The sequence below is a fragment of the Acidovorax sp. Leaf78 genome (assembly GCF_001422735.1).
Classification (GTDB): Bacteria; Pseudomonadota; Gammaproteobacteria; order Burkholderiales; family Burkholderiaceae_C; genus Acidovorax.
The window spans coordinates 121,295-133,977 of the sequence record NZ_LMLZ01000020.1 but is presented as its reverse complement, the minus strand read 5'-3'; the positions used below and the strand labels follow the sequence as shown (position 1 = coordinate 133,977).

Annotated in this window: 11 protein-coding genes; 1 reads left to right on the top strand and 10 read right to left on the bottom strand. The window is 71.0% G+C overall.

Going from position 1 to position 12,683, the window contains the following annotated elements:
• Positions 1–195 precede the first annotated feature (195 nt).
• A complete protein-coding gene (locus tag ASF16_RS12315; protein ID WP_056167283.1) occupies positions 196–705 on the top strand; it encodes an HU family DNA-binding protein in 510 nt (169 codons plus the stop codon).
• Between the two features lie 91 nt (positions 706–796).
• Here the strand turns inward: ASF16_RS12315 and ASF16_RS12310 are convergent, their stop codons facing one another.
• The 10 genes from ASF16_RS12310 to ASF16_RS12265 all read right to left on the bottom strand — a co-directional run bounded on the left by ASF16_RS12310 (position 797) and on the right by ASF16_RS12265 (position 12,471).
• A complete protein-coding gene (locus ASF16_RS12310) occupies positions 797–1,258 on the bottom strand; it encodes a transcriptional repressor (RefSeq protein ID WP_162241076.1) in 462 nt (153 codons plus the stop codon).
• An 8-nt stretch (positions 1,259–1,266) separates the two neighbouring features.
• Positions 1,267–2,646: an efflux transporter outer membrane subunit gene (locus ASF16_RS12305; RefSeq protein WP_235507352.1), complete on the bottom strand. Its 1,380-nt coding sequence runs from the start codon at positions 2,644–2,646 to the stop codon at positions 1,267–1,269.
• A 56-nt stretch (positions 2,647–2,702) separates the two neighbouring features.
• Positions 2,703–4,670, bottom strand: coding sequence for a MacB family efflux pump subunit (locus ASF16_RS12300; RefSeq protein ID WP_304439418.1), 1,968 nt, complete (start codon positions 4,668–4,670; stop codon positions 2,703–2,705).
• Positions 4,671–4,729: 59 nt separating this feature from the next.
• Positions 4,730–6,034, bottom strand: coding sequence for an efflux RND transporter periplasmic adaptor subunit (locus ASF16_RS12295; protein WP_056167273.1), 1,305 nt, complete (start codon positions 6,032–6,034; stop codon positions 4,730–4,732).
• Entirely contained in the window at positions 6,034–6,669 is a 636-nt protein-coding gene (locus ASF16_RS12290; protein ID WP_056167270.1) for a hypothetical protein, read from the bottom strand. Before ASF16_RS12290 ends, ASF16_RS12295 begins: the two co-directional genes overlap by 1 nt.
• A gap of 161 nt (positions 6,670–6,830) precedes the next feature.
• Positions 6,831–7,193, bottom strand: coding sequence for a DUF3325 domain-containing protein (locus ASF16_RS12285; RefSeq protein WP_056167266.1), 363 nt, complete (start codon positions 7,191–7,193; stop codon positions 6,831–6,833).
• A complete protein-coding gene (locus ASF16_RS12280; RefSeq protein ID WP_056167263.1) occupies positions 7,190–7,501 on the bottom strand; it encodes a DUF3649 domain-containing protein in 312 nt (103 codons plus the stop codon). The genes ASF16_RS12285 and ASF16_RS12280 overlap by 4 nt, the downstream gene beginning before the upstream one ends.
• A 6-nt stretch (positions 7,502–7,507) precedes the next feature.
• Complete coding sequence (locus ASF16_RS12275; protein ID WP_056169071.1) at positions 7,508–8,158, bottom strand: nickel uptake transporter family protein; 651 nt, start codon at positions 8,156–8,158, stop codon at positions 7,508–7,510.
• Between the two features lie 76 nt (positions 8,159–8,234).
• Entirely contained in the window at positions 8,235–9,857 is a 1,623-nt protein-coding gene (locus ASF16_RS12270) for a PepSY domain-containing protein (RefSeq protein WP_056167261.1), read from the bottom strand.
• Between the two features lie 157 nt (positions 9,858–10,014).
• A complete protein-coding gene (locus ASF16_RS12265) occupies positions 10,015–12,471 on the bottom strand; it encodes a TonB-dependent receptor (protein ID WP_056167258.1) in 2,457 nt (818 codons plus the stop codon).
• Between the last annotated feature and the right edge of the window lie 212 nt (positions 12,472–12,683).

Below are 12,683 nucleotides of genomic sequence, written 5' to 3'. Positions count from 1 at the left end.
AGCGCGGCCTGATTGTAGAGACCGCTGCAGGCGTTCAGCACGCGCTGCAAACGCTGCGCGAAACGCCCGCGGCAAGAATCCTCAGGCCTGTGCGGGTCTTCCATATGCAGACGCCCTGCGCTTCCGCACCTAAAATCGCGCGTCCCCTACAAAATTTGACAGGGGCGTCTTGCAACTTTGAAACAACAAAACATCATGGCAACTGCAAAAAAAACCACCGCTGCTCCCGCGAAGAAGGTCGTCGTCAAGGCCGCCGCTCCTGCAGCCAAGAAGGCCGCTCCCGCGAAGAAGGCTGCGCCTGCTCCCAAGGCCGCTCCAGCCGCCAAGAAGGCTGCTGCTCCCGCCAAGAAGGCTCCTGCCGTCAAGGCAGCCGCAGTGCCCGCCGCGCTCAAGCCCATCAAGGCAGCGTTCAACAAGACGACGCTGGTCGCCCACCTGGCTGAGCAGTCGGGCGTGGACCCCAAGGCCACCAAGGCCGTGCTGGCAGCGCTCGAAGCCGCCATCCTGGGCTCCGTGCACAAGAAGGGCTCCGGCGAATTCACGCTGCCAGGCGTGCTGAAGATCGGCCTGCAGCAAGTCGCCGCCAAGAAGAAGCGCTTCGGCAAGGACCCCTTCACCGGTGCTGAGCGCTGGTTCCCCGCCAAGCCCGCATCGGTCAAGATCAAGACCCGCGCGCTGAAGAAGCTCAAGGACGCAACGGCCTGATCAATCAGCCCGCGCTCCCCAGCGACAAGGACCAGACGCCCCCGGGCGTTTGGTCCTTTTTCTTTGTGCGGCCCGTGGGGTTTAGTTAGGTTTAGTTGGGCTGGCAATGCCCCGTGGCGCCGTCGCAGCCCAGGCAGTCCACCTGCAGCACCAGGTCCGCCACCAGCGGCCGCAGGCCCACTTCGGCGGCACGCAGTTCCAGCTCGTTGCGCAGCTGCGCGCCGGGCAGCGTGGCCGAGCGCTCGCACCGGCGGCAGGCGATGCGCACGTCAGCCGACGGCGGCGGCGCAAAGGGCCGCAGGCGGTACACCGTGTGGCGCCGGTCGCTGCGGTCGTGCAGCAGCACGCCCAGGGTCTGCAGCTCGTGGATGATGCGGTACACCGTGCTGGTGCTCACGTGTGTGCCGCGCAGCAGCATCTGGTGAAAGGCCTCGTCAGCGCCGATGCCCGCGCTGCCCGCGGTATGGATCACCTGCAGCACGCCGATGCGCGCCGTGGTGGGGCGCAGGCCCGCGGTGCGCAGGCGCTGCAGCATGGTCACCGGCTCTGTCATGCCTGGGTTCATGGCTGCGCCATGGCGGCCACGCGGTGCGCGCCAGTATCGGCGTCGGGCTGCCAGCCCCCGCCCAATGCGCGGTACAGAGCCACCTGCGCCTGCCATTCGGCCTGGTGCAGCTGGGCCGCCATGTCCTGCGCGGCGTACAGGGTGCGCTGTGCATCCAGCAGCGTGAGCAGCGTCTCGGCCCCGGCGCGGTAGCGCGACTGCGCCAGCGTGGCCGCCTGCTGCGCCTGCTGCACCACCTGCGCCTGCGCGGTGCGCTGGGCCTGCGTGCCCGCCACGGCCTGCAGGGCTTGCTCCACATCGCTCACGGCCGCCACGATGCTGGCGCGGTACTGCGCCAGCAGCTCGGCCTGGCGCGCCTGGGCCGCATCGCGGTCGGCGGCCAGGCGCCCGCCGTTGAAGATGGGCGCGGCCAGCGCGGCGGCCAGGCTGTAGAGCGGGTTGTCGAACAGGCGGGGCAGGTTGCTGCCCCCGGTGCCCAGGCTGGCGCTCAGGCTGATGCGCGGCAGCAGCGCCGCGCGGGCTGCGGCCACGTCGGCGTGGGCGGCAAAAAGCCGCGCCTCGGCCCGCGCAATGTCGGGCCGCCGCACCAGCAGGTCAGCGGGCGATCCGGCAGCGGGCGCCAGCGTCTGCGCGGCCGGCAACGCGCTGGCCTGCACCACCGGCCACTGCGCCTGGCCCAGCAGCGCGGCCAGCGCCGTGTGCGCACCGGACACCTGCTGGCGCCGTGCCTCCAGCATTTGGCGCTGCGTGGCCACCAGGCCGCGCTGCTGCGCTTGCTCCAGCTGCGTAGCAGCCCCGGCGCGCGCACGCGACTCGACCACGGCCAGCACGCGGTCGGCGCTCTGCAGGTTCAGCTCGGCAATAGCCAGGCGCTCGCGCCCGCCCACCAGCTGCAGCCAGGCCTGCGCCACCGCCGCCGTCAGCGTGATCTGCACCGCGCCGCGGTCGTGCACGCTGGCCGTGCGCAGGGCCTGGGCACTGGCACGCTCGGCACCCAGGCGGCCCCAGGCATCAAGCTCGTAGCTGGCGACCAACGCGGCGCCGATCTGGTTGCCGGCCACCTCGGCCTGCCCGCCGGCACGGGCCTGGCGGCGGGCGTCGAGCGTGCCGGTCACCGCGGGCAGCAGGCTGGCGCCGGCGGCCCGCGCCACTGCATCGGCCTGCTGCACCCGCGCGATGGCGGCGGCCAGGTCCGGGCTCTGCGCGTGGGCCGCGCGGATGAGCGCGTCGAGCTCTGCGACGCCGAGCGCAGAGACACCCGTCGCCACCCCCTGCGCGGGCGGCAACGGGCTGGCCCACTGCACGGGCAAGGCGGGTGCGGCAGCGGCATCTTCAGGCAGCGGCTGCACCGCGGTGCAGCCGCTCAGCAGGAGCACGCCAGCGGCAAGACAGGACACAGAGGCAATACAAGTGCGCATACCAACCATCACAATCATTCGGAGGCCAGGGCCACCACGGGGTCGAGCCCGGCGGCGCGGCGGGCGGGCATGTAGCCGAACACCAGGCCCGTGGCCACGGCGCAGGCGAAGGCACCGCCCATGGCGGTGAGCGAGAAGATCACGGGCACGCCCGACACGATGAGCACCGCGCCTACGGCCAGGCCGATGGCCAGGCCCGCCGCGCCGCCCACCAGCGTGACGAGCACGGCCTCGGTGAGGAACTGGCGCAGGATGTCGCCCTGCCGCGCGCCGGTGGCCATGCGGATGCCGATCTCGCGCGTGCGCTCGCGCACCGTCATCAGCATCACGTTCATCACGCCGATGCCGCCCACCACCAGCGACACAGCCGCGATCAAGCCCAGCATCATGGTCATGGCGTTGCGCGTCTGCGCCTCGGCCTGCAGCTTGGCCGCGGCGTTGCCGATGCGAAAGTCCTCGCGCCCGTGGCGCGACAGCAGCAGCGCGTGCATGGCCTTCTCGGCCGCCTGCACCTGCTCGACCGACGCAGCAGCGACCACGGTGTAGTCGGGCTGGGTCTGCACCCGGTACACCCGCGCGCGGCCCGACTGGTAAGGGATGAACACCATGTCGTCGTAGTTCTGTGCGCCCGAATCAGCGCCGCGCTCTGCCATCACGCCGATCACTTCGAACGGCGCGTTGCCGATCAGCAGGTGGCGGCCCAACGGGTTCGGGTGGTCCGGAAAAAACTGCGCGCTGGCCTTGTGCCCCAGCACCACCAGCGGCGCCAGGTCGCGGTCTTCGGCCGCGCTGTAGTAGCGGCCCTGGGCCACCTTCCAGTGGTGCACGCGGGGCATGTCCTCGCTGGCGGCGAACACGTAGATCTGCCGCTCGACGTTGCCGTGGCGCACGGGGATAGGGTCGCCGATGACGGGCATCACGTGGCCGATCTCGGGCAGGCGGGCGATGGCCTCCAGGTCCTCTGCGGTGATCTCGCCCTGCGGCCCGCCCTCGCGCGGGTGGCTGGCACCCAGGTACATGATCGTGGTGCCCATGGAGCCCATCTGCTCCACCACGCGCTGCTTGGCGCCCTCGCCCACGCCCATCATCACGATGACCGACGCCACGCCGATCACGATGCCCAGCAGCGTGAGCCCGGTGCGTGCGCGGTTGATGCGCATGCCGCGCCAGGCCGAGCGGGCGGCCTCGGCCAGTTCGGCCCAGAAGGCGCGGCCGGAACGCTTGCTACCATTTTTATAGCTACTTGCGCTTGCTGGTTGAGCGGTAGAGGCTTTTTTTGCTTCAAACGCCCCTGCCACGGCCGCACCGCTGTCCGCCACGATCTCGCCGTCGCGGATCTCGATCACGCGGCGCGCCTGGGCGGCCACTTCGCGGTCGTGGGTGATGAGCACGATGGTGTGGCCCGCATCGGCCAGCTCGTGCAGCAGCGCCATCACCTCGGCGCCGCTGTGGGTGTCCAGCGCGCCGGTGGGCTCGTCGGCCAGGATGATGCGGCCGCCGTTCATCAGCGCCCGCGCGATCGACACGCGCTGCTGCTGCCCGCCCGACAGCTGCGTGGGCCGGTGGTGCAGCTTGTCGGCCAGGCCCAGGCGCGACAGCAGTGCGGCTGCGCGGCGGGTGCGCTCCTCGCGCGGGGTGCCGGCGTAGATGGCGGGCACCTCGACGTTCTCGCACGCCGACTCGGCGCGGATCAGGTGGTAGCCCTGAAAGACGAAGCCGAAGGCCTCGCGCCGCAGCCAGGCCAGCTGGTCGGCGTCGAACCCCGCCACGTCTTCGCCCTGGAAGCGGTAGCTGCCGCTGCTGGGCTTGTCCAGGCAGCCGAGCAGGTTCATCAGCGTGGACTTGCCCGAGCCCGACGCGCCCACGATGGCGACAAACTCGCCCGCGTGGATGGACAGCGAGATGCCACGCAGCACCTCCACCTCGGGCTGCTCGCCACCGCCGTAGCGGCGGCGCACGCCGCGCAGCTCGATCAGCGGCACACCATGCGCGTCATGCAAGACGCCGTGCAGGGTGTCGTGTTGGATGCCGTTGCCTGCGGTCACAGCTTGAACCTTTGCGGGCCGCTGCGCGCAGGGCGCTCGCCGGTCACCAGCTGCTCGCCCTCCTGCAGGCCCGAGCGCACCTCGGCCAGGTGGCGGCTTTTCACCGCCACGACGACGGCGCGCTGCTCCACCACGCCATCGGCGCGCAGCACGCGGGCGCTGTGGGTGGCTGCGGCGGCCTTCTCGCCAGCGCCGGCACCAGCGCTGTCACCGTCACCCTCCGCATCAGCTGCCTTGCCACCAGCCGCCTTGCCGCTGGCCGGTCTGGCAGGGCTGGTCGGACTGGCCAGTGCCGACAGCGGCACGGCGATCACGCCCTGCGCCTGCGCGGTGACGAAGCTCGTCTGCGCGGTCATCTGCGGCATCAGCTCGCCGTCGGCGTTGTCCACGTCGAACAGCACGGTGTACGACACGGCCTTGCTCGCGGCGGCCTGTGCGTTGGCGCCGCCCGCGGCCTTGGCCTCCGGCGTGGGCGGCGCGGGCAGCACCTGGCGCACGGTGCTGCGCCACCGGCGCGCGGCGGCGTCGGCCTGGCCGCCCAGCGTGGTGAAGTACACCGGCAGGCCGGCCCGCACGCTGCGGATGTCAGCCTCGGAGACTTCGGTCCACACCGTCATGGTCGACAGGTCCGCCACGCGCAGGATGTTGGGCGTCTGGTAGGTGGCGTTCAGGGTCTGGCCCTCGCGCGCTTCCAGCGCCACCACGGTGCCGGCCATGGGCGCGTAGATGCGGGTGTAACCAAGGCGCGCCTCGTCGGCCTTCAGGCTCGCCTGGGTCTGGTCGATCTGCGCCTTCAGGTGGTCGATGCGCGCTGCGGCCGATGCGAGCGCGGCCTCGGCCGTCTGCAAATCTTCGAGGCGCGTGGCGCCTTCGCGCTCCATCTGCTGCTGGCGGGCCTGCTGCTGCTGGGCCAGGCGGTGCTGGGCCTGCTGCTCGGCCAGCTGCGCGCGCAGGCCGGCGAGTGCGGCGCGCGCGCCGTCCACCGTGGCCTGCTGCACGCTGGGGTCTATCTCCACCAGCAGCTGGCCCTTCTTGACCTCGGTGCCGGGCTGCACGTGAAGGCGCGTTATCTGCCCCGACACCTGCGCGCCCACGTCCACATAGCGGCGCGGCTGCAGCGTGCCGATGGCACTGACCGTGGCCTCGATGTCGCCGCGCGCCACGGGCACGGTGTCGTAGACCATGGCGGGCTGCCGCGTCCACCACCAAGCGCCGGCGGCGATGGCACTCGCCAGCACCACAAGCACCAACAGGGCACCCACGCGGCGGGGCGTGCGTTCGGTAGGAGGAGTCGGGGCCATCAGCGGGGCACCTCGAAGCTGAGCGTGGCGGTGTGGCGCACGTCGTCGTATTTCTTGCCGTCCACGGTGACGGAGCCATTGACCTTGGCGCTCACCTCCAGCACGTAGAGGCCGGGGAAGGGCGTGTCCAGTTGCACCGTGCCATCGGCCGCCGGGGCCAGCGTGCGGCGCCAGCCGGCGCTGGTGTCCACGTTCACCTGCGACGCCGCCACGGTCTGCCCCTTCCACACCAGCTTGAAGGTGTTGCCGCCCGGCGTGGTGGGCACCAGCTCCAGGTCGTTGGCGGCGCGGGTCTCGCTGCGGCCGGTGCGGGCCTGGTAGTAGGTGACCGCGCCGTGGCCGGTGATGTGCAAGGTGCTCAGGCGCAGGTCGTCCCCGCCCGGCGCGGTGATGTCGATGTGGCCGGCCTGCGGCGCCACGGGCAGGTCCTTGCCGTCGGCCAGGTAGGCGCGCGGCGCCTGGAGGGGCGGCAGCGCCGCGCTGCGGCGGGGCAGCTCGCCGGCGTAGGCGCGGGCCTGGGCCCCATCGCGCTGCAGCCACACATAGTCGGCATGGGCGTGGCCCGCCCAGGCGCAGGCGGCCAGCGCAAGCAAGGCACCGGCGGCGGCGGAAGGTGAGGCAAAGAGTGAAGACATGGCTGGGTCGAAAAACGAAGATGAAAAAAATGCAGGCCGCCAGCGGCGCAGGCTGCAGGGCCACGCACTGCACCTACTGCCTATGACCAACGAGACGGAAAAAAGCGCACGCTGTTCGGGACTTTTTTTGCCAACGCCCCCCCAAGCGGCGCCGCTGGTGCCTACAGCCCGGCAGCGGACCCCACAAGGCACACGCCCGCCACCAGCACCGTGGCCGCCGACACCCGTACTGCCAGGTGCGGCGCGTAGGTCAGCAGCACGCCCACCAGCAGGCCGCCCGCCGTGAGCAGGCCGCACCAGGCGGTCAGCCCCACGGTGGCGCCCCAGGCACCGATGCAGGCGGCCAGGGCCAGCGCCAGCAGCAGGCTGGCCGCCCAGCGCAGCACCCGGCGCTGCGTGCGTGGCACCTCGGCGCGGCCCGTCACTTGTTCGTGGTGGCGGTCCATGGCCAATGCCAGGCCCGCCATGCCGCTGAACGACAGCGTGAGCGCGGCCAGCGGTGCCACCCAGCCCACCGCCGTCATGCGCCCGCCTTCAGCGCCCAGAGCGCAGTGGCGAGCAAGGCCGACGGCACGGCCAGGCCCATCCAGGCGCGCAGTGCGCTGCGCGCGCTGAAGGCCCAGATCACCGCCGCCGCATACACCGCAAAGCTGAGCTGGGTGGCCGTGAGCAGCGCGCTGGCGCGGCTGGTGTCCGACACGCGGGGCAGCCCCAAGGCCAGCACCGCGGTGAACAGCGACGCCAGCGCATAGCCGCCCAGGGCCGCCGCCAGGGCGCGGCTGGCCACCATGCAGCGGTAGCGCGCGGCAGAGCCTGCGTGTGCCGTGGCCATGGCGGCTTACTGCGCGACGAAGGTCAGCGTGGTCGTGTAGCCCAGCTTGGCGACCTTCTGGCCGGCAATGACCACATCGCCCACGGCAGGTGCCTCGTGGGTGCTGACGAGCACGTAGCGGCCCTTGCCGTTCACCGGCACGTCGATGCGGCCGGCCGCATCGGTCTTGAAGCCCTTGGTCCACTTGTCGGGCGTGATCACCGTGACGGTCTTGTTCGCCACGGGCTGGCCCTTGAACACCAGCGTGAAGGTGTTGCCACCCGCCGTGACGGGCACCAGCTCGTAGTCGAGCACGGCCTGCGTCTCGCTGCGGCCGGCGCGCGCGTTGAACACGGCGGCCTGGAAGCTGCCGTCCTTGGCCTTCCAGGGCTTCCAGACCTGGTCGTTGGACAGGCGCACGTCGCCGGCAGCGGCCACGTCGGCCTCCAGGAATTCCTCCTTGGCGGTGAGCTTGGCCGTCTGCTGGCGGTCGGTGGTGAAGACCTGGGTGGTGGCGGCCAGCTTGGCCACTTCGGCGCCCTTGTCGTGCTCGCTGTCGGCATCGCCCACGTACACACGCACCGGGCCGGTGGCATCGCGCTCCAGCCACAGCTGGTGGGCAGCGGCAGACAGGGCGATGCCGGACAGGGCGACGGCGAGCAGGGTTTTCTTGAACATGGAGACTCCTTTGAAGATCGAGAAGAAGAAGAAGAAAAAGAAGAAAGAGAAATCGGGGAAGAAGCACTGCGGCGCGCTAGAGGGCGGCACCGGCGACCACGGCACCACGGGCGCGTGCGGGCTCCGCCGCAGCGCGCTGCCGGCGGTGCACGCGGCGTGCAGCGACCGCAAGGCACGCGCCCAGCGCCAGCATGGTGAGGTCGAACCCGGCCAGCACCCAGTCGCCCGCAGGCAGGGTGACGCCCAGGTGGCGGTCGGTGGTCAGTGCGTTGAGCAGGGGCAGCAGCGCAAACGCCGCGGCGGCCAGCCACAGCGATTCGAGCCACGCGCGCAGCGGCGTGCGCCAGGCCGGGTACAGCAGCAGCACGCCCCAGGTGATGAAGAGCACGTGCGCCTCCCACTCGCGGCGGGTGGCGAAGTCCGCCGGGATCAGGCGGTTGGCCCAGAAGTACGCGGCCACGGCCACGGGCAGGCCGGCCACGGTGCCGATGTTCAGGCACTCCACCAGCCGAAAGCCGAACTCGGGCTTGCCGCCCGCCTTGGCCCGCTTGTCCTGTTGGGTGCGGCGCTTGGCCGTCCACAACACCAGGCCGGTGGCGATCATCGCGCAGCCCAAGAGGCCGCTCGCAAAGTACAGCCAGCGCAGCACGGGCCCTGCAAAGCGGCCTTCGTGCAGGGCCAGCAGGACGTCCTGCGTCTCGCGGGCCGCGCCGTCCTCGGCCTTGGGCGGCAGGGCCTCGCCCGTGCGGGCATCAAAGCGCAGCCGGTCGCTGCCGGCAATCTGCCCGCCCGCCATGCGCACCAGCTGCACGTCGGCATCGGCGCGCCCGGGCTGCTGCACGCCCACGCGCGCGACCTGGCCCGCGCCCCACTGCGCCTCGGCCTGGGCCACCAGCGGCGCCAAAGCGGTGAGCGGCTGCGCGGAAACAGTGGCATCCACAGCGGCCGATCGCTGCAGCAGGTCGTCGTAGAACACCTGCGCGTTGCCCGCATAGTGGCTGGCCGCCAGGCCCGCCGGCATGTACTGGAACAGGAAGAACACCAGCCCGCTGTACGTGATCATCAGAAAAAACGGCAGCGCCGTCACGCTGATGATGTTGTGCGCGTCCAGCCACGAGCGCTGCCCCTTGCCCGGCCGGAAGGTGAAGAAGTCCACGAAGATCTTCTTGTGGGTGATGACCCCGGTCACCACGGCCATGAGCATCAGCATGGTGCAAGCGCCCACCAGGCGGATCGCCACGTCATACGGCACGTAGTGCAGCATGTAGTGCATGCGGTACAGCAGGTGGCCGCCGCCGGTCTTGCGCACCACGGGCTCGGCGGCTGCCTGGCCGGTGGCCGGGTCGAGCGTTCGGCGCACGAAGCGGCCGCGCGCGCCGGGCTTGCCATCGGCGGGCGGCTCGCGCCAGCTCACGCTCAGTGCGCTGCTGCCGCGCTGGCCGGGCAGCTGCACCGACCAGTCCTGCGACTGTGGCGGCGCGTTGGCCTGCAGGTAGGCCTGCGCCAGCGCGACCGCCCGGTGCGGGTCCACCGCCGCGGCATCGGTCGCCAGGGGCAGCTCGGGGCGCATCCACCGGTCGATCTCGTGCGCGAAGTAGCCGGCCGTGCCCGTCACGAACACGAAGAACAGCACCCAGCCCACCACCAGCCCGACCCAGGTGTGCAGCCAGGCCATGCACTGGCGAAAGCCTTCTTTCATGGCAGATCACTCCGGTTGCAGAGATGCGATGGCATGCATCACTCCCTGCCGGTAAAACTGGCGCAACACAGGCCAGGGCTCCCGCGCAAGGGCCGCCCCGCCGCGCTGGGAGCGTCCCCTTTCCAGGGGGACGGCGCAAAGCGACTCAGGGGGTGCATCAGAACCGCACGTCCAGCGCCACCTGCAGGCTGCGCGGCGCACCGTAGTACGAGTTGCCGACCGAGGTGTAGTACACCTTGTCGAGGGCGTTGCGCAGGTTGGCCGTGACGGCCACCGTGTCGGTGATGGCGTAGCGCACCATGAGGTCGACCACCGCATACGCGGGCTGCGTGAACCGCACGCGCGCGGCGCCCTGGTTGTCGCGGTAGATCTGGTTCTGCCAGCGCAGGCCGCCGCCCACGGTCAGGCCCTTGCCGATGCCCGCGATGCGGTAGCTGGTGAACAGCTTGGCCGTGTTCTGCGGCACGTCGGTGAGCAGGCGGGTGCGCAGGCGGTCCTGCGTGAGGTTGCGCGAGAAGCCCGCCGCGACCTGCCAGCCCGGGCGCACCTCGCCCGTGGCCTCGACCTCGAAGCCGCGCGTGCTGGTGCCCGAGACGGCCTCGTAGGCCTGGCTGCCGTCCGGGGCGAACACGTTGGGAATGGCCACGCCCAGGTTGTCCTGCCGCGCCTTGTAGATGGCGCCCGAGACGTTGAGGCGGTCGTTCAGGAACGCGCCCTTCACGCCCAGCTCGAAGCTGTCGCCCGTCTGCGGGTCCATGTAGTCGCCGTTGGCCAGGCGCAGGCTCTGCGGCGTGAAGATGGTCGTGTAGCTGGTGTACGCCGACCAGTTGCGGTCGATGTCGTAGACCAAGCCCAGGTACGGGGTCACCTCGCCGCTTTCGTAGCGGTTGTTGGCGGTGGTGGCACCGGTGGAAAAGCGGGTGCTGGTCTGCGCGCGGCTCCAGTCCACCACGCGCGCGCCGGCCAGCACGGCCAGCGCATCCGTGGGCTTGAAGCGCACGGTGGCGTAGGCGCTGTTCAGGCGTTCGTCCGACGTGTTGCGGCCGATGCTGGGGTTGGCCGGCGCGGCGGGCGAGGTGCCGTCCCAGGTGAAGATGTTGCCGATGGCGCTGCTCCAGCCCGCGTGCGTCCAGTTGGTGTACGACGGCGCGTCGTAGCTGGTGCGCGACATCTGCGCGCCGAAGGCCACGTCGTGCTTGCGGCCCAGCAGGTCGAAGCGGCCCGTGGTCTGCACGTCCAGGCTGTCCTGGCGGGGCGTGGCGCTCCAGCGGCCCGCCCACAGCGTCACCCCCGCGCCGGTGGCGCGCACCGGTGCACCGCCACTGGCGTAGCCGATCAGCTCGTCGTAGAAGTTGTTGGTGCGGGTGGCCGTAGCCTTGACCTTCCAGTCGTCGCTGAAGCGGTGCTCCAGCGCCGCGAACACCGAGGTGTAGTGGCGCTTGGAATACGCCCAGGGCGGCGCGGCCGAGGCCGAGCGGCTCCATTGCGTGCGCGTGCCGTCGGAGTAGTAGGCCGGCAGGCCGCCGCGCGCATGGCCCGTGGCGTCGTGGTGCTGCACCGAAGCGCCAGCCAGCAACTGCGTCTGTGCGGTGAGGTCGGCCTCGACCACGCCGTAGAGCAGCTTCTTGCGCTCCTTGAGGCGGTCGATGTAGGAGTCGTTGTCCTGCGCGGCGGCCACCAGGCGGCCCCGCACGCTGCCCGACGCGTTGATGGGCCCGGCGATGTCCGCCTCGGTCCGCACATGGTTCCACGAGCCCGCCTCGGCCCGCACCGAGGCCTGGAAGTCGGCGGTGGGCCGCTTGCGGATCATGTTGATGGCCGCGCCCGGTGTGCCGATGCCGTTCATGAGGCCCGAGGCGCCGCGCACCACTTCCACGCGGTCGAACATCGCCATGTCGTTGGTCTGGAAGATGCTCGAGTAGTTGGAGTCCGTCTGGCGGACGCCGTCGATCATGTAGGTATTGACCGAGAAGCCGCGCGAGTAGATGGGCGAGGTGTCCGAGCCTTGGTTGCCGCTCTGGCTGAACACCAGCCCGGGCGTCTGCGCGACCACGTCGGACAGCTGGGTCAGGCCCTGGTCTTCCATGCGCTGGCGCGTGATCACGCTGACCGACTGGGGCGTCTCGCGCAGCGACAGGGCGAGCGGCGTGGACGTGCCCGCCTGGCGCGTGGTGTAGGAGCCGCTGTGCTCGGTGAGCGCGCTGGGCTCGGCCTGGGCCTGCACCCGCACTTCGGCCAGGCTGGTCTCGCCGGCAGCACCCGCAGCACCCGATGAAGCCGCCGCAGGCGGCCTGCGCACCACGATGCTGGTGCCTTCGATCACGCCCACCAGGCCCGAGCCGGCGAGCAGCCGGTCCAGCGCCTCGCGCACCGTGAGCGACCCGTTCACGGCCTGCGCCGAGCGCCCGGCCACCAGTGCGGGCTGCACCATGAGCTCCATGCGCGACTGGCGCGCCAGGTCGTTGAGCGCCTGGGCCAGCGGCTGCGCGGCAATGCTGAGCGCCACGGCGGGCTGCGCGGCGGCGGGCGCCACCTGGGCGCTGGCGCCCATGGCCGCCAGGCTGAGCGCGGCGGCCAGGGCCAACGGGGCGGGCCGGAATCGGGTGCAAGGCATGTGAGAGATCTCCCTGGAAACGGATGTTGGAATGGATGTTTGAATAAGACGCCTTCTCATGTAGACGCAGGCCGAAGCCATCCCCCTAGGTCGGTGGGCCAAGTTTTTTGAAAAAAGATGCGGGGCCCTGTGCAGGGCAAGGCGGGGCGCGCGGGACCCACAGGCGCGCAGACCCATCCGCCAGCGGCGGGCGGCCAGGAACGGCCAGCAAT

What these genes read in the sequence shown, in the direction of transcription:
- ASF16_RS12315 (WP_056167283.1), top strand. Translation starts at nt 196, where the DNA reads ATGGCAACTGCAAAAAAAACCACCGCTGCTCCCGCGAAGAAGGTCGTC.
- ASF16_RS12310 (WP_162241076.1), bottom strand. Translation starts at nt 1,258, where the DNA reads ATGACAGAGCCGGTGACCATGCTGCAGCGCCTGCGCACCGCGGGCCTG.
- ASF16_RS12295 (WP_056167273.1), bottom strand. Translation starts at nt 6,034, where the DNA reads ATGGCCCCGACTCCTCCTACCGAACGCACGCCCCGCCGCGTGGGTGCC.
- ASF16_RS12290 (WP_056167270.1), bottom strand. Translation starts at nt 6,669, where the DNA reads ATGTCTTCACTCTTTGCCTCACCTTCCGCCGCCGCCGGTGCCTTGCTT.
- ASF16_RS12285 (WP_056167266.1), bottom strand. Translation starts at nt 7,193, where the DNA reads ATGACGGCGGTGGGCTGGGTGGCACCGCTGGCCGCGCTCACGCTGTCG.
- ASF16_RS12280 (WP_056167263.1), bottom strand. Translation starts at nt 7,501, where the DNA reads ATGGCCACGGCACACGCAGGCTCTGCCGCGCGCTACCGCTGCATGGTG.
- ASF16_RS12275 (WP_056169071.1), bottom strand. Translation starts at nt 8,158, where the DNA reads ATGTTCAAGAAAACCCTGCTCGCCGTCGCCCTGTCCGGCATCGCCCTG.
- ASF16_RS12270 (WP_056167261.1), bottom strand. Translation starts at nt 9,857, where the DNA reads ATGAAAGAAGGCTTTCGCCAGTGCATGGCCTGGCTGCACACCTGGGTC.
- ASF16_RS12265 (WP_056167258.1), bottom strand. Translation starts at nt 12,471, where the DNA reads ATGCCTTGCACCCGATTCCGGCCCGCCCCGTTGGCCCTGGCCGCCGCG.